Below are 21562 nucleotides of genomic sequence, written 5' to 3' on the forward strand. Positions count from 1 at the left end.
CGTCAATCCACGCGGCGCAGGTGGAACTGGCTGCCCACCTTTTTCGTCTCGAACCGCTTCAGCTCCTGCACCAGATCGCTCAGCTTGCGTTTGCCATAGGTGCGGGTATCGAAATCGGGATTATCGGCCATGATATATTGGCCCAGCGGCCCGAGGGCATACCATTCGTCATCCTGATCGATCTTGTCCATCGCCCTGAGGATAAGCGGCACCGCGTTGATCGGTGGTTGTTTTCCCGTGGGGGCCGGCGTTTCGCCCCGCGTGGCCACGACGGGTTCCTCATCAATGATATTTTCAATCAGGATGAACCGGTTGCACACATTGCGCAGGGATTCAGGCGCCTTGCCTTCACCGATCCCGATCACATCCAGCCCCTGTTCGCGAATACGGTTGGCCAGCGCGGTGAAATCGCTGTCGGAACTCACCAGAACGAAACCGTCAAACCGGCCCGTGTGCAAAATATCCATGGCGTCGATCACAAGGCCGATATCACTGGCGTTCTTGCCTTTGGTGTTCGCGGTTTCCTGATGCGCCACAAGCCCCAGCGCCCGCACGGTGCCCGACCAGTTCGCCAATTGCCCCGACGACCAATCGCCATAAACCCGGCGCAACGCCGGTTCCCCGAACGAGGTGATTTCCTTGAGGATCGCGCCGGCAAACTTGGCCGGAATATTATCGGCGTCGATCAGGACGGCATAGAGGGGTCGGTCATTCTGTTTCATGACCGACCCATATCAGATTGCAGGGCATTTGACAGCGATCAAAAAGATCAAAACTGACCCGGCTCGATTGGGCCAAGGCCCGTTAGTAAACCACCACGCCGCGAATGCTCTTGCCTTCGTGCATCAGATCGAACCCTTTGTTGATGTCATCCAGCCCCATGGTGTGGGTGATCATCGGGTCGATCTCGATTTTGCCGTCCATGTACCAATCGACGATTTTCGGCACATCCGTGCGGCCACGCGCGCCGCCGAATGCGGTGCCGCGCCAACTGCGCCCGGTGACCAGTTGGAACGGCCGGGTTGAAATTTCGGCTCCTGCCGGGGCCACGCCGATGATGATGCTTTCGCCCCAACCCTTGTGCGCCGATTCAAGGGCGGTGCGCATCACGCCCACGTTGCCCGTGGCATCAAAGGTGTAATCGGCGCCGCCACCGGTAAGGTCCACCAGATGGCCAACCAGATCGCCTTTCACATCAGCAGGATTGACGAAATCGGTCATGCCAAAGCGCGTGGCCATTTCAACCTTGCCCGGGTTCAGATCGACACCGATGATCTGATCGGCCCCCGCCAGACGCAAACCCTGAATCACGTTCAGGCCAATCCCGCCCAGACCGAACACGATCGCCCGGCTGCCGATTTCAACCTTGGCCGTGTTGATCACCGCGCCAATGCCCGTGGTCACGCCACAACCGATGTAACAGATTTTATCAAACGGCGCGTCTTTGCGCACCTTGGCCAGCGCGATTTCGGGCAAAACCGTGTGATTGGAGAACGTCGAACAGCCCATGTAATGCAGGATCGGCGTGCCATCCAGCATGGAAAACCGCGACGTGCCGTCAGGCATCACGCCCTGCCCCTGGGTGGCGCGAACCGCCTGACACAGATTGGTTTTCGGGTTCAGGCAATATTCGCAGGTCCGGCATTCGGGGGTATAGAGCGGGATCACATGATCGCCGGGTTGCAGGCTGGTCACACCTTCGCCCACCTCCAGCACGACGCCCGCGCCCTCGTGGCCCAGAATCGCCGGGAACGCGCCTTCGGGGTCGGCGCCCGAACGGGTGAATTCATCGGTGTGGCACAGGCCTGTCGCCTTGATTTCAACCAACACTTCACCGGCGCGGGGGCCATCAAGGTTCACCTCCATCACCTCAAGTGGCTTTCCGGCGGCAAGGGCAACGGCGGCGCGGGTTCTCATGGCTGTTCTCCAAAGTGGTGTTCTGGCCCGACCCTGTGCCAGAATGCAGGCGAAATGCAACCAAAGACACCCGGCCCGCCCGATTGAACATCTGGGCGGGCCGGGTCGATACCATCAAACGAGGTTACTGCGCCTGATTATTTCTTGGCGCGGTATTCGGAATGGCAGGCCTTGCAGGCCCCGCCGATATCCCCCATGGCCGCGCCCAGCCCGGCAGCATCGGTGATGTCCATCGCCGCGAGCCGAGACCTTTTGCAGCCCCTCGGCCTTGGCCGTAAAGCCATCGAAATCTTCCCAGATCTTGGGCAGCGCTTCGGATTTATCGTTGGTTTCGTTTGCCTCGAACACGACGGGAATCTTCAGCGATGCCTCGTGCAGGGTGGTCGCCGCCGCTTTTACGGCATCGGCATCAAAGGTGCCCTTGGCGTTGGCAGCCAAAATCTTGACCTGGCCACCGATGGTTTTCATCAGCTCCATCCGGGCTGCGACCGGATCAGCGTGGGATTCAGCAAAGGCTACGGCCGCCGTGCCGGCAAATCCGAGGGCGATGAGGGCAGTCGTTAGTCTGTTCATGGTGCAGGAATCCTTTTTTCAACCAATGACTCAAGACTAGGGATGGGAATCCACGCGTCCACCAAATTATTCGTGATGGCGGAAAACAGGCGCTGTTGGGGAAGATAACCCGGTGCCGTGCACTGGTGGGGGCAATGCAAACACGGCACCGGGCTGAAGCGCTCTTTCGCTCGGGTATCGTTATTACGAAAGAAACAGGCGGGCAAAGGGCCGGGGCGCGGTGATAGCGCGGTCATTTTCGGGCAAAATCGGGGCATAGCCCCCGCCCCGACGATGAAACCACCGTGCCGCTTGCCAATGCCGCGTCTTGTCGGCAAAGTCAGGGAAATGAATGCGCAACCGCCCACCCCCTTCCCCAGCGCCGCGACCCGAATGATCGCGTCGCGTTTGACCGGCGCGAATTGGGCGTGATCCTGACCCTTTATGGGCGGATGGTGGCGGCGGGCGAATGGCGCGACTACGGCATGTCATTCCTGCGCGATGTTGCCGTGTTTTCCGTGTTTCGGCGCACCGCCGAAAATCCGATCTATCGCATCGAAAAACGGCCCCGTCTGCGCGGTCGGCAGGGGCAATATGCCGTTATCGCCATGGATGGTCAGATCCTGAAACGGGGCGCTGATCTGCGTGTCGTTTTGCGGGTGCTGGAACGTAAATTGATCCGCGCGGTTGATTGAACAAGGTGATCCGGTCAGGGAAACAACCGGCGACGCGCGGTCACGGGGCCGTCGCCCTGTGAAATAATACGCTCGATCGCCGGTTGGATCGGTTCGCGCCGGGTGGTCATGCCATTGGCCGTCGCGTGAATCATCATGTGTTCATCCTCGGCCAGCGCCACGTGACCTTTCCAGAAAATCACATCGTTCCGGCGAAACGGTTCATTGTCACCAAAGGGGGTGCCAAGGGTCTGTGATTGCAGATCACTGTCGCCCGGGCAGGCAATATCCGCCGCCAGACAGGCCGCCTGCACCACCCCCGAGCAATCTATTCCGTCCCCGGTATTTCCCGCCCAAAGATACGGTGTGCCCAGAAACAACGCCGCCGTGGTGGCCGGGTCGGGCATCGGTTCGGACAGGGGGCGCAGGTGATCGCGATGCACCCGGCCCACGCCGCCCGACCATGCCACGATGCACCAGACATCGGTTTCGCCGGTTACCGTGATCCGGGCGCCAAAAGGCAGGCGCGCCAGGGTGGGGGCCTTGAACCCCGCGTCAGAATAAATATGGGTGTGGCGCACACGGACGGCATGGGTTGGCGCGCAAACACCCGCCAGCGCGGTTTCGCGCAGATACCCGCAATAGCCATCTTTTTGCGCCTGAACATAGGCCCAACCATCGTGCCGTTCGTAAACATCGACCAAATCACCGAACAACACCTGCCGGTCCAATCCCCCGTCAGGTGCGGCAAACAATCCGGCGGCAAAGGTGCAAACCTGCGCGGGTTCACCCGTTACGAACCGTTCGGCTGTGACCTTGCCATCCAGATGCGCGGCGGCAACACGGCCATTGGCAGGGGTTTGCCGCCGGTCGCTCATAGGTTCAACAATCCGGGCAGCGCCGCCAGAATGGCACGCGCGCCCTGCCCCACCCCGCCCTTGGGCCGGGCTGGCGCCGCTGTCGGGTTCCAGCCGTAGATGTCGAAATGAACATAGGGCGCGGTGTCGCCCGCAAAGCGGCGCAGGAACAGCGCGGCTGTGATCGACCCGGCAAAACCGCCACCGGGGGCGTTGTCCAGATCGGCAATCCCCGGTTCGATCATTGTTTCATAAGGCGCCCAGAATGGCATCCGCCACAGCGGATCACACACGATCTGCCCCGCAACCCCGAGGGCCGCTGCGATTTTATCGTCATCGCAATAAAACGGCGCCAGATCAGGGCCAACCGCCACCCGCGCCGCCCCCGTCAGGGTGGCCATGGAAATGGTAAGATCAGAGTCGCCCTCACCCGCCAGCGCCAAGGCATCGGCCAGCACCAGCCGCCCTTCGGCATCGGTGTTGTTGATCTCGACCGTCAGCCCCTTGCGCGATGTCAGGATGTCGCCGGGGCGAAAACTGTTGCCCGCCACCGCGTTTTCCACTGCCGGAACAAGAACCTGCAAGCGCAGGGGCAGACCCAAGGCCATGATCATTCGCGCCAGGCCCAGCACCGTTGCCGCGCCGCCCATATCCTTTTTCATCAGCCCCATAGAGGCCCCGGGTTTCAGGTTCAGCCCGCCCGTGTCAAAACACACGCCCTTGCCCACCAGCGTCAGGCGCGGGCCGGTATTGCCCCATGTCATCTCGATCAGGCGGGGGGCGTCAGTGGCCGCACGCCCGACGGCGTGGATCATCGGAAAGTTTGCATCCAGCAACGCATCGCCGGTTGTCACCTGAATATCGGCGCCAAAACCCGCCGCCAGATCACGCGCGGCCTGTTCCAAAGCGGTCGGCCCCATGTCCGACGCCGGCGTGTTGATCAGATCGCGGGTCAGCGCCTCACCCTTGGCAATCGCTTCCAGCCGGGGGGCATCGCAGCCTTCGGGGGCAACCAACATGGCCTTGGGCGCCGGTGATTTGGCATAGCGATCAAAGCGGTATCCGGCCAAAAGCCAGCCCAGCGCCGCCTCGTCCCGCTGTGCATCGGTCAGGTCCGACTGCAAAACCCAAGGGCCAGCGGGCAGCTTTTCCCGCGCCGCCGCCAGGGTAAACCGGCGCCGTGCGGCATCCGACGCCTTGCCCAGCCCTGCAATCGCGGCCCGGGGCGCGCCGGCGTCATCGGGCAACACCAGAACAGCACCCGCCGAGGCCGTGAAAGTATTGGCCCGGGCCCATGTCTGAACCGCCTGATCCTGATCGCTCAACCAGGATTCAAAACGTTCAGACGTCAGGGCATACAGCGGAAGCGCCGCGTTATCGGACGGGGCAAAATCAAGGGACATGTGGGCTAAACCTCTTGCTGCGGCATTTCTTGCCCCACCCTAACCGGCCAACATCCCCCCGCAAGCCCCGTTTCACACCATCAGACAATCTGATCCTGAAGATCCCAGATCGCACCCAGAGCATCGTTGCCCATTCGGGTAAGCCGCGCCAAATTCGCCGCCAGCGCAACACCGTCGTTTCCCCGCGCAAGGGCGGCCACCGTCAATGCAACACGCGCCATACGATCAAGGCCGATCCGCCCGGCGATACGTCCGATGGCCACGCCTTCACCGGTCATGTCGTCAAACCGATCCTGCCGATAGGCCCCGGCGATCCGCGACAGGCCCAAGGCAAGATCCTCAAGCGATTCACCAATCACCCGATCCGCCTGCCCGCCACGCCCCGCGTCGCGCAGGCGCGACAGGCAATCCGCATCGATCGACACATCCTCGACAGGCCGCAACGCAGTAACGCGTTCCCCATTTCTCATAACCGTCCACCTCTCTGCCCCCGCGGCAGTTTCGCACGGAACGCTCAACAATTCGTTGTCACGCATCAAAAGAAACCCCTCGAATTTCCTGAAAATACGCACTACACGTTGGCCACAAGACACAGGCAAAGGGATTTTAAGATGGAATTCGTCAGCCCGCTTCCCAGCTATCTGATTCAGCGGTATCATGGCTGGAAGGCAACCACTTACAGCGAAAACAAGATATGGTATCGCCGTTTGGCCGAAGAGGGGCAGCGGCCCCGCGCCATGGTGATTTCATGTTGTGACAGCCGCGTGCATGTCACCTCGATTTTCGGCGCTGAGCAGGGCGAGTTCTTTATCCACCGCAACATCGCCAATCTGGTGCCGACCTTTACCGACAATGGTGACCATCACGGCACCTCGGCCACCATCGAATATGCGGTAAGCGTGCTGAAAATCGCCCATATCATCGTGCTGGGCCATTCCAACTGTGGCGGCGTGCAGGGATGTTACGACATGTGTTCCGGCCACGCCCCTGATCTTGAGAAAGACTCCAGCTTTATTGGGCGCTGGATGGATATTCTGCGCCCCAGTTTTGACGATCTCCCCAGTGGCGAGGATGAAGACCGGGTGGTTGCTTTGGGGCATTTGGCGGTGCAGATTTCGTTGGATAACCTGATGACATTTCCCTTTGTGGCCGACGCCGTGCGCAACGACCGGCTGAGCCTGCACGGATTGTGGACAGATATCGGCGAGGGCGATCTTTTGGGTTATGATCCCGCAATCAGCAGGTTCACCGCCCTGTAGGGGTCAGGTGATCCGGGGCGCCAGCGCCAGCCGATACTGCCCCATCCGAATGCGCAGGTCCGCCAGATGTGCCATCACCGTGTGGTCGGACGTGTCGCATATCGTGCCGTCCCAGAAAATGTTGATCTGCGGCATCCGTGTCGCAATCAACGCTGCCCGGCGGCCCATGCGGGCCTTTTCAGAGAGTTTCAGATACATCGTCGCAATCCTGCACTTAGGCCGGATGACCGGCAACACTTTTGCTTGCGCCCCTGCGACGCAACCATACCGCCGCAGGGGCCTTGGTTTCATGATATTCCATAATGGTGCCGTCCGGGGCGCGCCCGTGGCGGGGGCATCATTCGAATGCCCCGATGGATGACGGCGCCACAAGATCCGGGCGTCTGGGTCATCGCATGCGGAAAATATTGACCGGCATTTGATCAGGCGCGCACCCCTGCACACCAGACACCGATCACGTTTTCCGCTTCTTCCCTCTCCCGAACATCGTCCGAGTCGATGGTTTTCTTATATCGCAGAGATTATTTACGATTCTTTACCGAACAAGTTTCAATCAGCATGGTCATGGTAACCATCATGTATCTCGTTGTTTTCATTGAAAAACAAAGGGGTAAGTGCGGAAAATAAATTCGGACGGGCAATTAAAAGCCGCCCGCCCGACGAAACGCCAAGGCGGGCGGTGGGCGATCAGCCCTTTTTCAGCACCCGATTGCCCAGAAGCTCGGCAATCTGCACCGCGTTCAGGGCGGCGCCCTTGCGCAGGTTGTCGGAAACGCACCACAGGTTCAGCCCGTTTTCGATGGTGCTGTCCTGCCGGATACGGGAAATGTAGGTGGCGAAATCGCCCACACACTCAACAGGGGTGATATATCCGCCATCTTCACGCTTATCGACGACCATGATGCCCGGCGCCTCGCGCAGAATATCGCGGGCTTCGTCCTCATCGAGGAAATCCTCAAACTCGATGTTGATCGATTCGGCGTGGCCGACAAAAACCGGCACGCGCACGCAGGTCGCCGTGACCTTGATCTTGGGGTCGACGATCTTTTTCGTCTCGGCGACCATTTTCCATTCTTCCTTGGTATCCCCGGAATCAAGGAAAACATCGATATGCGGGATCACGTTGAAAGCGATCTGTTTGGTGAACTTGTTCGCCGGCTTGTCGTCGGTGGGGTTATAGATGCTTTTGGTCTGATCCCACAGTTCGTCAATGCCCTCTTTGCCCGCACCGGACACCGATTGATAGGTGCTGACCACCACCCGTTTGATCCGCGCGCGATCATGCAGCGGTTTGAGCGCGACAACCATCTGCGCGGTCGAACAATTCGGATTGGCGATGATATTCTTGTTGGAATAGCCCGAAATTGCATCGGGGTTCACCTCGGGAACAATCAACGGGATCTGCGGATCGTAACGGTAAAGCGACGAATTGTCGATCACCACACACCCCGCCTTGGCCGCTTTGGGCGCATAGATTTTCGTGGCATCCGAGCCGACGGCAAACAGCGCCATATCCCAACCGGTGAAATCAAAGGTGTCGAGATCCTTGGTCTTCAGGGTTCTGTCGCCAAAGCTGACCTCGGTTCCCAAAGATTTGCGCGACGCGAGCGCGACAATCTCATCAACCGGAAAGCCGCGTTCGGCCAGGATGCTCAGCATTTCGCGGCCCACATTGCCCGTGGCGCCTGCGACGACGATTCTGTAACCCATCTGGGGACTCCTTAATGTCGTATGACGGCGCCTGATAGCCCATGAAGCCCCCAAGGGAAAGGGTTGGCGAATGTGCTTTTGTGGGGCAAACCATTCATGTTCCGTATCGGAGTCAGCATGACAGCAGATATCGGCGCACCGGAGAAAATCGTGACTGCGCTGATCATGGGCGCAGTGATCATGTTTACCCTGCGCCGCCAGGGCAATTGCGCGGCGCCGGATCTGCCCCTATGACAGGGCCCAACCACAAGGGACAATCATGACCAACCATTTGTATCAGAACGATCTGCCTGACGGGCTGTCCCTTGGCCCGGTCGTGGCCATCGACTGTGAAACCATGGGGTTGAATCCGCATCGCGACCGGCTGTGCCTGATCCAGATGTCGGGCGGTGACGGCAACGCGCATCTGGTGCAGGTCGCACCGGGCCAGACCGAGGCGCCCAACCTGTGTAAAATGCTGACCGATCCGGCGGTTCTGAAGCTGTTTCACTTTGGCCGCTTCGATATTGCCGCGCTGCTGAATGCCTTTGGCGCGGTCACGGCGCCCGTTTATTGCACCAAGATCGCAAGTAAACTGGTGCGCACCTATACGGACCGGCACGGGCTGAAGTATCTGCTGCAAGAACTGCTGAGTATCGACATCTCGAAGTACCAACAACAAAGCGATTGGGGCGCCGCCACGTTAAGTGCCGCGCAGTTGGATTATGCCGCCTCGGACGTGCTGCACCTGCATGCGCTGCGCAAGGCACTGAACAAACGGCTGGTGCGCGAGGGGCGCGCAGAGATCGCCCAGGCCTGTTTCGATTTCCTGCCCAGCCGCGCCGCGCTGGATCTGGCCGGTTGGCCCGAGATGGATATTTTCGCCCATTAACGGCAGGTTATTGCAAGCGCCCCTTTTTCCGGCGGCCCACCGGACATAGATTGGTGGCCATGACAGAATGGGATTGCCGTTTTGGCCAGTTATGACAATTTCCATTCCCGGTTGGTGGCATGGCTCAAGGTGCTTTTGCCGCTGGTGGCGCTGGCCATCCTTTCGACCCTGTTTCTGGTATCGCGCAAGGCCGACCCGGACCGCGCGATCCCCTATTCCGAAGTCGAAGTCGAAGCAATTTTGCGCGAACAACGCATCAAGAACCCCGATTATTCAGGAATGACCAGCGACGGCACCGCCATCACCATGGCCGCCGAAAGCGCCCGCCCCGACACGGCCGACCGGGTGACGGCAACACGCCTGCATGCGCGGCTGCAAACCCCGGATGGCGGCATTCTCGACCTGACGGCGGGCACCGGGGTGATCGACACCGGCACGCAGTTGGCGGATATGAGCGGCGGCGTGCGGATCGAAACCTCAACCGGATATGTGATCGACACCGAAGGGCTGACCTCGGCGCTGGATGCAACCGATGTGCAGACCGGGGGCGCGATCACCGCCAAGGGGCCGCTGGGCGATCTGAGCGCGGGGCAAATGGCGCTGCGTCAGGGCGATGCCGGGGGTGGCCCGGCCTATGTTCTTGTTTTCAAGGGCGGTGTTCACCTGATATACCAGCCCCAGCCAACGCAGGGAGGCGGGCAATGACGCGGATCATACTATCGGCCATGGTGCTGATGCTGACACTTGGGCAGGCGGTGGCCCAAGGCACCGACATCACCTTTGGCGGGTTGAAACAGGACACGACACAGCCGGTTGAGGTTGCGTCGGATCAGCTCCAGCTCGACCAGTCGGATGGCAGCGCGACGTTTACAGGTAACGTGCTGATTACTCAGGGTGAAATGCGTCTGAGCGCGGGCAAGGTGCGGGTGATCTATGCCACTGGCGCCGCCGGACGGATATCGGAAATGCACGCCTCGGGCGGGGTCACTCTGGTGAATGGCGCCGAGGCCGCCGAAGCGCGCGAGGCGGTCTATTCCATCGACAAGGGCACCGTGGTGATGACCGGTGATGTGGTCCTGACCCAAGGGCAGACGGCATTGTCGTCAAACTCGCTGGTCATTGATCTGAACAACGGCACCGGCACCCTTGAAGGTCGGGTGCGCACCGTGTTCCAATCCGGCAACAACTGATGTCGGCAGACGGCCCGCATCTAACCATCGCTGCGACGGCAACAACCGGCGGTTTGCAAATTCGCAACCTGCGCAAAAGCTATCGCAAGCGCCCGGTGATCCGCGACGTATCGCTGGATCTTGGTCGGGGGGAAATCGTGGCACTGTTGGGGCCGAACGGATCAGGCAAAACCACCTGTTTTTACGCCATCGCCGGGTTGGTTCAACCCGAAGGCGGGCAAGTGATCATCGACGGGCGCGATGTGACCAGCCTGCCCATGTACCGCCGTGCCAAGCTGGGTATCGGATATCTGCCACAGGAAATGTCGATCTTTCGCGGGATGAGCGTCGAGGACAACATCCTGTCAATCCTCGAAATCAGCACCAAAGGGCGCGGCAAACAGCACGACCGCCTGGAAGACCTGCTGAACGAATTTTCGATCTCGCACCTGCGCCGCACCCCGGCGCCCGCCCTTTCAGGTGGCGAGCGGCGGCGGGTGGAGATCGCCCGCTGTCTGGCCGCGAATCCGTCCTATGTGTTGCTGGATGAACCTTTTGCCGGGGTCGATCCGATCGCTGTGGCCGAAATCCGCGGATTGGTCGCCGATCTTAAAACCCGTGGCATCGGTGTGCTGATCACCGATCACAACGTCCGTGAAACCCTTGGAATCGTTGATCGCGCCTATATCTTACATGATGGACATGTGTTGATGAGCGGCACCAGCGATGAGGTGGTTCAGGATGAAAATGTGCAACGTGTTTACCTGGGGCAGGGATTTCGGATTTCGTGATTCTCTCTCAGGTTGTGCGATAGTTTCCATTGACAGGTCGCAGGTTTACCGCTCCAAATGGTGGTAATGACAGAAGCGACACCATCGTTCACAGGAGCAGGAACGCGGCGCAAACCGCGGGAACACGGCATATTCCCCGTTCATGCGGCCAAGCGTTCGCAAGCACGGGTGCCAGCACGTTGGCACCGGTAATCCGCCATATTCGGCAACCCAGGAGGGCATGATGCAATATCAAATCAGTGGCAAACAGATCGACATCGGCGAGGCGCTGCAAACCCATGTGCAGACCGAAGTGGATGAAATGATCGGGAAATATCCCGGCCGTCCCACCGATACGATGATCGTGTTTTCAAAGGACGCTCATGAGTTTGTTTGCGAATCTGTTGTGCATCTTTCCACTGGCCTGACGGTTCAGGCCCGGGGCCGGGCAACCGAAATTTACGCCTCATTCGACAGCGCCACCGAAAAAATGGAAAAGCAGCTGCGCCGTTACAAACGTCGGCTCAAGGATCATCACACGGCACGCGCGGTGCCTGTTGAACTTTCCGGTGCGTCCTCGTATATCCTCGCCGCGAATGGCAGTGATGACGCGGACGAGCCTGAAACCCTTGCTCCGATGATCATCGCCGAGATGGAAACCAAGATTCCCAGCCTCTCGGTCGGCGAGGCGGTGATGCAAATGGAATTGGCGGGCGCACCAGTGCTGGTGTTCCGAAACGAAAAGCAGGACGCCGGGGTCAATATCGTGTATCGTCGTGAAGACGGCAACATCGGGTGGATTGATCCAGGCACGGCAAAATAGGAGGGTGCGGCCAGGTGGCTGACACCCGGTCGGACAGGACTATATGCAAATTTCGAAGATCCTCAGCCCTTCGGCCATTCGTGTCGTGGGATCAATGACCAGCAAGAAGCGTCTGTTTCAGGAACTTGGTGAACTGGCCCACACGGTGCATGGCCTGCCCGCAACCCGCGCGGTTGAGGCGCTGATGGAACGCGAAAGTCTGGGTCCGACGGCTGTGGGGCATGGTATCGCCCTGCCCCATGCCCGTCTGGACGATGCAAAATACGTCAGTGGCATCTTTCTGCGCATTGAGCGGGGGATGGATTTCTCGGCGGCGGATCGCAAACCTGTGGATCTGGTGTTTGCGCTGTTCGCCCCGTCAAGTGCCGGTGTTGAACACCTCAAAGCATTGGCACTGGTATCGCGCACATTGCGTGACCAAACCCTGTGCGGCAAACTGCGCGCCAACGATGACCCCGCCGTGCTGCACACCATCCTGACCGAGCTGACAACCAGTCAGGCCGCCTGAACGAGCAATTCAGCGCCACGCGCGATAGCCGAACATCATGTAGTCCCGCTGATAAACATCGCGCACCGCCGCTTCGATGTCATCGTCATAGATGCGATCAAGCAGGGCCGTGGTTTCGGCAGGCAGGGGCGGCGCGGTTTTACCGATCTGATCCGCCAGCGCGCCCAACCCCTGTTCAAGCTGGGTGTCGCGCAGAATCATGTCCGGCGACATGAACTGTGCCATGCCCTGCATCACCACCGATTGGGTCGCCCATGCGGGATCGACGCGAACGCTGGTCTGACCACCAAGGTTGCCTTTGACGAATTTGATAAACTCCAGAAACGCCGCCTTTTGGACGCCCGTATCGGCCAGCCCATCATCGGGCAAGGGTACGTTGTACCGGTCGCGCAGAATGTTGCGCAGATCACCGAACTCCTCGTCATCCGGCGGCAGGATATGGGTGTGAAACACCTCGTGGATGCGGGCAACCGGGTGGCGCACCACCGTGAAACTGCGATGCCCGGGGTTCTGACGTTTCCATTTCCGCAGATCCTTCTGCGTCATCTCGGGGCAATGGGGCGCGGCCCCATCCAGCGCGGTGAGCCATTCAATCACCCGCCCCTCGGCCCCGCCCCGGATAGGCATGAACACCAGCGGACTTTCGGCGGCCAGAACGAAACCCGGGATATTGGGGCCGCGCCGCTGTTCGAAATTCGGGGTGCGGCCCAGATCGAAATGATCATGGGATGACAGGGCCGCCGTCATGGCATCGTAATTGATGACCTTGTCGCGCAGGGTGCCGGGGTTTTGCACCTTGGTCTTGCCACTGGCGTGATCCAGCCGCGCCTCAACCCCAAGAAAGGCCACCAGGCCGTTCAGGATTTCAACATCGTTTATATCGTCATAGCGGATGTAAAACGCGGTTTGCCCCGACACCTGAAGGGTGCGCAACACCTCTTGCTGAAACAATTGGATGCGCGTCAGATGACGGGTAAACCCATCGGGATCAAAGGTGATGCGGGCGGTTTTCGCGTTCTTCATATCGCCCAGCCGCCACTGCCCCGTTTCACGGGCGATTTCGCGCGACACGTAACTGTCCAGCGGATTGCGCGTCAGCACCACCTTGGCGCAGCGCGGATCGGCCAGACAATGGGCCAGCACCCGGGGATCATGATCATGAAAAAACCGGAACCCCGCGATCCCGTCGGTGCGCGCCTGCATGACCGACAGCAATTGCAGCGGATCAGCCTCGCGCATGGGCAGGGTCACGCCGGCCTGTTCCGTCTTGCCAGCATGGCCCACGAATGTGGGATTGAACGCCTCGCCCCAGCAGCGCAGCCCCGGCAAGGTGTTCAGCGTGTCTTCAAGAAAATTCGAGCCGGTGCGCATTTCTGCCAGCAAGATGAAAGAGTCAAAGGTCGGGGCCATGGATTATCCCACAAGATAGGGTTTGCGCCGCGCAGGCGGCAGAGTGTCGGTTTCATCGCCGCTGGGGAAATCCCCCATCAGATAGGGCTGCATCCCCTGATTTTTCAGGTTTTGAAGGAACTGTCCAAAACCTGTCAAATCATGCATCTGTGGCGCTTCGGTCAGGCGGCGGGGGCTGCGCAGGCCGATTTCATCAATGATCGTCTGCAACGGTTCCATCGGGGCATCGACAAAATCGGCCATGGTCCAGATCCGCACCCGGGCCTTTGTGGTGATCCGGCGCAGGCGGGCCAACTGCCGGGATTCCACCTGTTGCAACCGGGCAGCGACGCGGCGCAGATCGGCAAAGTCACCACTGGCGCGAAACAGTGGCACCGCCCAAGCACCGGAAATAATTGAGATATTGGCGTTTGGATCGTCGGCCAGAAAATGGACGATCTTTTGCTGATCCCCCGGGCCGAACAGGAAACACTGGCGTTCGCCTCGGGTGTTCCACACCAGATTGGTCAGAAAGGCCCCCGGATTGTAATCGCGCAACCCGGCGGTGTCGGGCAAAGCCCCGGCATAGATCGAATGCCCATCAGTGAATTCGGCGCGATCCGGCCCATAGAGATGCCCGTGAACCCGCGCGCCTGTCGCCTTGCGCAGCCATGGCTGAAACCCGTCAAACAGATCACCAAACCCCTGAAATACCGAATAAGGCGCGCAGGTCTTGCCGTTTTCCCAGCCAGGTTTGGGAAAGCGGCTGCCCATATACAGGCCGGCGCGCCCTCGTGTACGCCGTTCGATCGCCTTGGCAAAGATGCGGTCAATCTTGCCGGGGTTCGGCTCGGCCCGGCTTTCGGTGGCAAGCGAATCGGACAGGAAATTGGCATAAAGCCGCTCTGCCCGGGGCCAGATTTTGCGCGCCATAAAACAATCGGACCGGCGCAAAAGTTGCAGATGATCGTCGTAAAAGATGTGCGGCTTGCCCTGATAATCAAATTTGGACAGGGTCAGGGACCGGCTTTCGATCCGGGTGGTGTGAAGGCGCACCAGGGTCTGAAAATAGCTTTCATCGGGAATCCAGACGCGGCGAAAATATCTGTCATATTCGGCGCGACGCGGATCGTTGAGAATCGCGCTCAGGGTGCGGCGGGTCAGGCACCACCATTGCGACCCCATGTGCGGCTCAACCCCGTCGGGAATATGGCGTTTCAGGCGCAGCCGCCGTTGCAGGCGGACATAGGAATCAAACAGGCGGCGGTGGCGTTTCCATGAAAACGGAAACCGCAGGGTGAACCGTTCGCGATCAAGGCCCCCCACCGTCCAGGGCACATCCTGGGTTGTCACGCTTTCGATGAAATCGGTGTCCGAGCGCGCCGCGAGATAGGCGCGCAGTTCGCCAATCGGACGCAGAGGCAGACACGAACCAGAGGCGAGATAAACGTGCTGTACCCTGGGGAAATCCCGCAGCATCATTTCCGCCCCGTTCTGCGCCGCCGCAACCAGTGACCATGTGCCCCATTCACAGGCATGACGGCCACAAAACCGTATATTTTCAAAGGCGCCCAGATCGCGGCGCAGGGTATCAAAGGCATCGGCCGACACCCGCCGATCAACATGGATAACCACCGGACAACCGTGCCGCGCCCAATGGCCCGCAACCTGCGCCGCGCGGTCCAGTGCATCGTGGCACATCATCACGACGCCAACGGTCATGCCCAGTTGCCCTTTGACATCAGGCCGAGAATCTCAAGCTGACGCCAGTTGATATATTTCTCGCTCCACTTGCACCAAAGATCGGGGTCTTCCTGTTGCAGCCGCGCGTGATAGGCCTTGTATTCCGTGCTGTCGGCAAAGTGTTCGCGGCGCTTGATTTCTTCGCGGGCTTTTTCACCCAGGGTATCCAGGAATTTGGCGTGCAGCAGGATGCCGGATGTCTTTTCACCGCCGTCTTCGTCATAAACCTTGTTCAGCCCCCGTGGCAGGATCATGTGCGTCGAACTGGTATAGGCAAAGCGTCGGTCCCATTTCACCAGCGGCAGTTTGTTCAGCGCCGGTGCGCGCGCCGGTTTGCCTGCCAGAAACGCCCGCGCCCGCGGCCCGCCCTGAATCCAAAGGTTCCCATAGGCTTGATTCTTGGTGATCGTATAGTTTCCAGAATCGAACCAATTGGCGATCTCGATCGGGTTCTGCCCCTCGTGATAATGATGGGCCGACAGGGGGCCTTTTGGATACATGTCCAGCATCATCGCGCCAAAAGATTTCACCTCGCTCGCGTCGAGCCAATCTGTCAGCGCACCAATGGGCCGCGTATCGCAGAACGGATAGACAAAAAATTCATCCACATCCACGCTCAGCGTCCAATGACCGTGGCCATAGGCCCGCAACAGCCGGTTCATCCAATCGACCCCGTAACGCGCGGATTTATAACTGCGGCTGCTGTGCCAGAGGGAAACATCGGGTTGCTGCGCCAGATAATCGCCGGTGCCATCGTCAGAGTCATTGTCCACCATCAGAAAATGGCCGATCCCCATGTCGCGATAATATTGCAGAAAATACGGTAGCCGCACCCGTTCGTTGCGCAGGGTGGAAAACAGCAAAATATCGCCCCGCCCAATGGCACCTGTGCGGTTCTGGACCGGCGCCAGATCACGCCGCTTGCGAAACGCGCGCAACAGCATCCTGCGCCGCCGCAGTCTCAGCCGAAATGACTCAATCGCGCCCACGGATCATCCTTGTCGTGCCTGTCGTCCACCCATCTGGCATCTAGCCTGTGAATGCACGATTAACCGTTAACAAGACAGGATTTCCTGTCTGATTTTGCAAAGAATGTTAGCGAAGCACCCTCGATGAATCAACATTTCCCGCACCCCCGACCATGCGCCGCGTGACATGAGGCCAAGAGATTCAAGCTGTTGCCAGTTTTCAAACCGCTGCGCCGTGGGCACCCAAAGATCGGGATTGGCGATCAACCCGTCATAGTAATCATCGTAAAGCGCGCTGTTGGAAAAATGCTCCTGGCGTTGCTTTTCCTCTGCCGATTTGGCCACGATGGTGTTCAGAAACTTGGTATGGAGCAGCGCGCCGGTGGGTCTGGCGACACCGGGTTCGGGAAACGACCGGTTCAACCGGGGCGGCAACAAAGAGTGGGTGGAATCAAGGTAACTGTACCGGCGATGCCATTTCACCAGCGGCGTCTTGTTCATGGTCGGCGCCCGTTCCGGGGCGGTGGCAAAAAAGTGGCGCGCCCGCACTCCGCCCCGGGTTAGCAGGGTTTGCAATTCCGGGCGGGGATGATCGGTAAAGTTGTCGCCGTCAAACCAGGCGAGCGATTCAACCGGATTCTGGCCCGCGTGACAGGGCGCATCACCCAAGGGGCCCTTGGGATAGAGATCAATCATCAAGGTGCGGAAGCTGTTCCAGCCACGCGAGTCGAGCCAGCCCGTCAGCCCATGCAGGCCGATACGATCATGAAACGGATAGATCAGCAGTTCATCCGCATCCAGCGTCAGGCACCAATGCCCGTGGCCGTGCTGCATCTGCAACCAGCCCATCCAATCCATTCCAAAGCGGGACTTCTTATAACTGTCAGCGGTCTGCCAAAGTGACACATCGCCCTGTGTGCGCAAAAGATCGGCGGTGCCATCGGTGCCGTCATTGTCCACAAACAGGAAATGATCGACCCCCAAGGCGCGATGATGATCGAGGAAATACGGCAGGCGCAGGGCCTCGTTGCGCAGGGTGCAGAACAGTAAAATCTGGCCGGGCCGGATTTGGCCTGTTCGATCCTGAACAGGCGCGAGCTGGCGGCGTTTGCGAAGGGCGCGCGACAGAAGATACCGGCGCTTCCAACGTAACCGGTATGCCCGCCATGCGCGCCACGCCGCGCTCATGCCTTACTGCGCGGCTTTCTGACCGGATACCAACTCGTTCAGATAGCCCGAAAACTCCGACGACAGGTCAGGGCGGGACAGACCAAAGGCCACCGTCGCCTGAAGGAACCCGGCCTTGGAGCCGCAATCAAACCGCTGCCCCCGGAACCGCAGACCATAAACACCGTCTTCGCCGCCGATTTCCTTGGCGATGGCATCGGTCAACTGAATTTCACCACCAGCGCCCGATTTCATCTTGTTCAAGGTGTTCAGCACGCTGGGCGTCAGGATATAGCGCCCGATCACCGCCAGATTGCTGGGGGCTTCTTCTGCGCTGGGTTTTTCAACCATGCCTTTGACCTTGACCATGGAACCCATGTCCTCGGCCACATCAAGAACACCATAGGCCGATGCCTTTTCAGGCGGCACCTCCATGGCGGCAACCATGTTGCCCCCGGTTTCCTCATAGGCTTCGGCCATCTGTTGCAGACAGGGCTTTTCAGCCGCGATCACATCGTCGGGCAGGATCACCGCAAAAGGTTCATTCCCGATCAAACGGCGGGCGCACCAAACCGCATGGCCAAGGCCAAGCGCCTTGTGCTGCCGGATATAGGCGATTGCACCGCTGTCCATGTTGGTATCGCGCAACATGTCGAGCATGTCGGTCTTGCCCTTCTTGTGCAGGGCAGTTTCCAGTTCGGGCGCATGATCGAAGTAATCCTCAAGCGCGGACTTGCCGCGCGAGGTAACAAAAATGAACTCTCTGATCCCGGCTGCGCGGGCCTCGTCAATCGCATATTGAATCAGCGGCCTGTCAACCAAGGTCATGATTTCCTTGGGAATAGATTTCGTCGCCGGCAAAAAACGCGTTCCCAGCCCGGCGACCGGGAATACCGCTTTCGTCACTTTCCGTCGCATATCGACTCCTTGTTATAAATCGCCTTTGTTAACTCATTGCCCCGCAACCTGAGGGAAAAGGGTGTGCGCAAGTCTCTGTATATCTCTGGGGATAAGTAAAAGGCCAACGTAAATTCCTGCCTCGGTGTCGCACAGTACAAGAGAGCGCGCAACGCCACACGCCAAAACCCGATCCCCCGCTATTTTCGCGCGGCACGGGGAAAGGTGGCTTTCCACGTTGCCTTGCGACTTTCATGCTGTCGCCCGTCTGGGGCCGGAACACTGCAAATGTGTCAAACGAACGCTTGGCGGCACAAATGATTGATACCATGTCTATTATTCATCAATAGCGGCCCAAGCGGCACGAAAAGATACCGCCCACCGACAAGCCATCAGAAGTCGAGGTTCTCTACGTTCAGCGCGTTTGAGCGGATGAACTCGCGACGGGGGTCCACCACATCGCCCATGAGTTTGGTAAAGATGTCGTCGGCCTCGGCCACATCATCGACCCGCACCTGCAACAGCGTGCGCGCTTCGGGGTCCAGGGTGGTTTCCCATAGCTGGTCGGGGTTCATTTCGCCCAGGCCCTTATAGCGTTGCAAAGACAGCCCCTTTTCGCCCTCACGCAGGATTGCGCTCAGCAAATCGAGCGGGCCATAGATCGGCGTATCGCGATCCTTGCGCACCAGATGGGCCGGATGGCGATAGGTGTCTTGCAGATCTTCGGTAAAGGCGCCCAGACGCCGTGCTTCGCCCGACCGCAAAACCGCGCCATCCAGCGTGCGCACCTCTTCCACACCGCGCAGCAGCCGCGCCAGACGAATGCCGTGATCCTGAGTGATCCGCCCGTTCCAGCCCTTTTCATATTCCGCCGCAATCAGATCAAGCCGGTCCGCCACCCGATTGGCGGTGCCCTGCGGGTCGGCATCGGCCGCACCCGGAACGAAGGCGCCGGAAATCGCCGCCTGTTCCAAAATCGAATGGGGGTAATGGGTTGGAAACGCTTCGAGAATCCGGCGCACATTTCGCGCCCCGCTGACAACGCGGGCCAGATCGGCACCTACGATTTCCTCGCCGGTCTTGAGGCGGAGCATCGCGCCCTCGATCCCTTGATCAATCAGGTAATCGTCAAGGGTCGCCTGATCTTTCAGGTACACCTCGGATTTGCCGCGCGCCACTTTGTAAAGCGGCGGCTGGGCGATATAGAGGTATCCTTTTTCAATGATCTCAGGCATTTGGCGGAAAAAGAAAGTCAGCAAAAGCGTGCGGATATGCGCGCCGTCCACATCGGCGTCGGTCATGATGATGATCTTGTGATAGCGCAACTTTTCGATGTCGAATTCGTCGCGCCCGATCCCTGCACCAAAAGCAGTGATCATCATCCCGATCATATCTGACCCAAGCATCCGGTCAAACCGTGCCCGTTCGACGTTCAGGATCTTGCCGCGCAGGGGCAGAACCGCCTGATTATACCGCGACCGCCCCTGTTTGGCCGATCCGCCGGCGCTGTCGCCCTCGACGATGAATACTTCGCGCAGGGCCGGATCCTTGACCTGACAATCGGCCAGCTTGCCGGGCAGGTTGGCGACATCCAGCGTCGATTTCTTGCGGGTCATCTCACGCGCCTTGCGGGCCGCCTCGCGGGCCAGAGCGGCCTCGACCACCTTGCCGATGATCTGCTTGGCCAGATTCGGGTTTTCCTCGAACCACTCGGCCAGCTTTTCGTTCACCATGCCCTCAACCGCCGGGCGCACCTCGGAACTGACCAGTTTGTCCTTGGTCTGAGAACTGAATTTCGGATCCGGCACTTTGACCGACAGAACACAGGTCAGCCCCTCGCGCGCATCGTCACCGGTAAAGTTCACCTTTTCCTTTTTGGCGATGCCAGAAGACCCGGCATAGAGGTTCATCGTCCGGGTCAGCGCCCCGCGAAAGCCCGCCAGATGGGTGCCGCCATCGCGCTGGGGAATGTTATTGGTAAACGGCAGCACCATTTCGTTATAGCTGTCGTTCCACCACATGGCGATTTCCACGCCGATGCCATCTTTCTCGCCGGTCATATATATCGGCTCGTCCAGGATCGACCCTTTGGAACGGTCGAGATATTTGACGAATTCCTTGACGCCGCCTTCATAAAACAGCTCGGTGCGCAGGGGTTCGGCAGGGCGTTCATCTTCCAGAATGATCCGCACGCCGGAATTCAGGAACGCCAGTTCTCGCAGGCGGTTTTCAAGGGTCTTGAACACATAGTCGAGATTGGAAAACGTGCTGGTGCTGCCCAGAAACCGCACCTCAGTGCCTTTGCGGCCACCAGCATCGCCGACCACCTCAAGATGTTTGACGGTCTCGCCCCGCTCGAACCGGGCGCAATGTTCCTTGCCGTCCCGCCAGATCCGCAGCTCCAGCCAGTCGGACAGCGCATTCACCACCGAAACACCAACCCCGTGCAGCCCCCCCGACACCTTATAGGAGTTCTGGTCGAATTTCCCGCCCGCGTGCAGTTGGGTCATGATGACCTCGGCGGCTGAAACCCCCTCTTCCTCGTGGATACCCACCGGAATGCCACGCCCGTTATCGGACACCGACACGCTGTTATCAGCGTGGATTTTCACATTCACCGCATCGGCGTGGCCCGCCAGCGCCTCGTCAATGCCGTTGTCGACCACCTCATACACCATATGGTGCAGGCCCGAGCCATCGTCGGTATCGCCGATATACATCCCCGGACGCTTGCGAACAGCATCCAGGCCTTTGAGAACCTTGATAGAATCAGCGCCGTATTCTTCGGGGGTCGTGGGGGTATCTGACATGAGGGCCTGCTGTTGTGTTTGTCCGCGATTTATAGGGGTTTCGCCGGGGGTTGTCACGCCATTGGCACAAGTTTC

The 21562-nt window shown here is 59.4% G+C and carries 22 protein-coding genes; 8 read left to right on the forward strand and 14 right to left on the reverse strand.

Annotated features, from left to right (window positions below; translation table 11 throughout):
- Nucleotides 1-2: 2 nt before the first annotated feature.
- From AC0L7P_RS02075 to AC0L7P_RS02085, 3 genes are all read right to left on the reverse strand, one after another.
- Nucleotides 3-722: an NYN domain-containing protein gene (locus tag AC0L7P_RS02075; RefSeq protein WP_473434267.1), complete on the reverse strand. Its 720-nt coding sequence runs from the start codon at nt 720-722 to the stop codon at nt 3-5.
- 82 nt (nt 723-804) lie between these two features.
- Nucleotides 805-1917 carry an S-(hydroxymethyl)glutathione dehydrogenase/class III alcohol dehydrogenase gene (locus tag AC0L7P_RS02080; protein WP_473434268.1) on the reverse strand — a complete coding sequence of 371 codons (1113 nt, stop codon included), beginning with the start codon at nt 1915-1917 and terminating at the stop codon, nt 805-807.
- Nucleotides 1918-2031: 114 nt separating this feature from the next.
- Nucleotides 2032-2490, reverse strand: coding sequence for a c-type cytochrome (locus tag AC0L7P_RS02085; protein ID WP_473434269.1), 459 nt, complete (start codon nt 2488-2490; stop codon nt 2032-2034).
- A 284-nt stretch (nt 2491-2774) separates the two neighbouring features.
- Here AC0L7P_RS02085 and AC0L7P_RS02090 point away from each other — a divergent pair, with 284 nt between their 5' ends.
- Nucleotides 2775-3164 (forward strand): DUF2794 domain-containing protein, encoded by a 390-nt coding sequence (locus tag AC0L7P_RS02090; RefSeq protein WP_473434270.1) that lies wholly within the window; start codon nt 2775-2777, stop codon nt 3162-3164.
- A gap of 14 nt (nt 3165-3178) precedes the next feature.
- On the opposite strand, the gene AC0L7P_RS02095 is transcribed toward AC0L7P_RS02090, so the two are convergent.
- From AC0L7P_RS02095 to AC0L7P_RS02105, 3 genes are all read right to left on the reverse strand, one after another.
- Entirely contained in the window at nt 3179-4021 is an 843-nt protein-coding gene (locus AC0L7P_RS02095; protein ID WP_473434271.1) for a C40 family peptidase, read from the reverse strand.
- Nucleotides 4018-5403, reverse strand: coding sequence for a leucyl aminopeptidase family protein (locus AC0L7P_RS02100; protein ID WP_473434272.1), 1386 nt, complete (start codon nt 5401-5403; stop codon nt 4018-4020). The genes AC0L7P_RS02095 and AC0L7P_RS02100 overlap by 4 nt, the downstream gene beginning before the upstream one ends.
- Before the next feature lie 80 nt (nt 5404-5483).
- A complete protein-coding gene (locus tag AC0L7P_RS02105; protein WP_473434273.1) occupies nt 5484-5873 on the reverse strand; it encodes a hypothetical protein in 390 nt (129 codons plus the stop codon).
- A 141-nt stretch (nt 5874-6014) separates the two neighbouring features.
- Here AC0L7P_RS02105 and AC0L7P_RS02110 point away from each other — a divergent pair, with 141 nt between their 5' ends.
- The gene (locus tag AC0L7P_RS02110; RefSeq protein ID WP_473434274.1) at nt 6015-6662 is read left to right on the forward strand and encodes a carbonic anhydrase; all 648 of its coding nucleotides are present in this window, start codon (nt 6015-6017) and stop codon (nt 6660-6662) included.
- Between the two features lie 3 nt (nt 6663-6665).
- On the opposite strand, the gene AC0L7P_RS02115 is transcribed toward AC0L7P_RS02110, so the two are convergent.
- Nucleotides 6666-6860, reverse strand: coding sequence for a hypothetical protein (locus tag AC0L7P_RS02115; protein WP_473434275.1), 195 nt, complete (start codon nt 6858-6860; stop codon nt 6666-6668).
- Nucleotides 6861-7349: 489 nt separating this feature from the next.
- The gene (locus AC0L7P_RS02120) at nt 7350-8372 is read right to left on the reverse strand and encodes an aspartate-semialdehyde dehydrogenase (protein WP_473434276.1); all 1023 of its coding nucleotides are present in this window, start codon (nt 8370-8372) and stop codon (nt 7350-7352) included.
- A 259-nt stretch (nt 8373-8631) separates the two neighbouring features.
- Here AC0L7P_RS02120 and AC0L7P_RS02125 point away from each other — a divergent pair, with 259 nt between their 5' ends.
- The 6 genes from AC0L7P_RS02125 to AC0L7P_RS02150 all read left to right on the forward strand — a co-directional run bounded on the left by AC0L7P_RS02125 (nt 8632) and on the right by AC0L7P_RS02150 (nt 12513).
- Complete coding sequence (locus AC0L7P_RS02125; protein WP_473434277.1) at nt 8632-9243, forward strand: ribonuclease D; 612 nt, start codon at nt 8632-8634, stop codon at nt 9241-9243.
- Nucleotides 9244-9324: 81 nt separating this feature from the next.
- Nucleotides 9325-9948 carry an LPS export ABC transporter periplasmic protein LptC gene (lptC, locus tag AC0L7P_RS02130; protein ID WP_473434278.1) on the forward strand — a complete coding sequence of 208 codons (624 nt, stop codon included), beginning with the start codon at nt 9325-9327 and terminating at the stop codon, nt 9946-9948.
- Entirely contained in the window at nt 9945-10433 is a 489-nt protein-coding gene (locus AC0L7P_RS02135) for an LptA/OstA family protein (protein WP_473434279.1), read from the forward strand. The genes lptC and AC0L7P_RS02135 overlap by 4 nt, the downstream gene beginning before the upstream one ends.
- Nucleotides 10433-11203, forward strand: a complete 771-nt coding sequence (gene lptB / locus AC0L7P_RS02140) for an LPS export ABC transporter ATP-binding protein (protein ID WP_473434280.1) — start codon at nt 10433-10435, stop codon at nt 11201-11203. The genes AC0L7P_RS02135 and lptB overlap by 1 nt, the downstream gene beginning before the upstream one ends.
- A 223-nt stretch (nt 11204-11426) precedes the next feature.
- Complete coding sequence (hpf, locus tag AC0L7P_RS02145) at nt 11427-12005, forward strand: ribosome hibernation-promoting factor, HPF/YfiA family (RefSeq protein ID WP_473434281.1); 579 nt, start codon at nt 11427-11429, stop codon at nt 12003-12005.
- A 43-nt stretch (nt 12006-12048) separates the two neighbouring features.
- On the forward strand, nt 12049-12513 hold the full coding sequence (locus AC0L7P_RS02150) for a PTS sugar transporter subunit IIA (RefSeq protein ID WP_473434282.1): 465 nt from the start codon (nt 12049-12051) through the stop codon (nt 12511-12513).
- 9 nt (nt 12514-12522) lie between these two features.
- Here AC0L7P_RS02150 and AC0L7P_RS02155 read toward each other — a convergent pair whose 3' ends face one another.
- From AC0L7P_RS02155 to gyrB, 6 genes are all read right to left on the reverse strand, one after another.
- Nucleotides 12523-13923 carry a nodulation protein NodH gene (locus AC0L7P_RS02155; RefSeq protein WP_473434283.1) on the reverse strand — a complete coding sequence of 467 codons (1401 nt, stop codon included), beginning with the start codon at nt 13921-13923 and terminating at the stop codon, nt 12523-12525.
- 3 nt (nt 13924-13926) lie between these two features.
- On the reverse strand, nt 13927-15624 hold the full coding sequence (locus AC0L7P_RS02160; RefSeq protein WP_473434284.1) for a DUF5927 domain-containing protein: 1698 nt from the start codon (nt 15622-15624) through the stop codon (nt 13927-13929).
- Complete coding sequence (locus AC0L7P_RS02165) at nt 15621-16589, reverse strand: glycosyltransferase family 2 protein (protein ID WP_473435526.1); 969 nt, start codon at nt 16587-16589, stop codon at nt 15621-15623. The genes AC0L7P_RS02160 and AC0L7P_RS02165 overlap by 4 nt, the downstream gene beginning before the upstream one ends.
- Nucleotides 16590-16700: 111 nt before the next feature.
- Nucleotides 16701-17801 (reverse strand): glycosyltransferase family 2 protein, encoded by a 1101-nt coding sequence (locus AC0L7P_RS02170; RefSeq protein ID WP_473434285.1) that lies wholly within the window; start codon nt 17799-17801, stop codon nt 16701-16703.
- A 3-nt stretch (nt 17802-17804) separates the two neighbouring features.
- Nucleotides 17805-18698 carry a UTP--glucose-1-phosphate uridylyltransferase GalU gene (gene galU / locus AC0L7P_RS02175; RefSeq protein ID WP_473434286.1) on the reverse strand — a complete coding sequence of 298 codons (894 nt, stop codon included), beginning with the start codon at nt 18696-18698 and terminating at the stop codon, nt 17805-17807.
- Between the two features lie 371 nt (nt 18699-19069).
- A complete protein-coding gene (gyrB, locus tag AC0L7P_RS02180) occupies nt 19070-21487 on the reverse strand; it encodes a DNA topoisomerase (ATP-hydrolyzing) subunit B (RefSeq protein WP_473434287.1) in 2418 nt (805 codons plus the stop codon).
- Between the last annotated feature and the right edge of the window lie 75 nt (nt 21488-21562).

Source organism: Oceaniglobus sp. K40-3, from assembly GCF_055808395.1.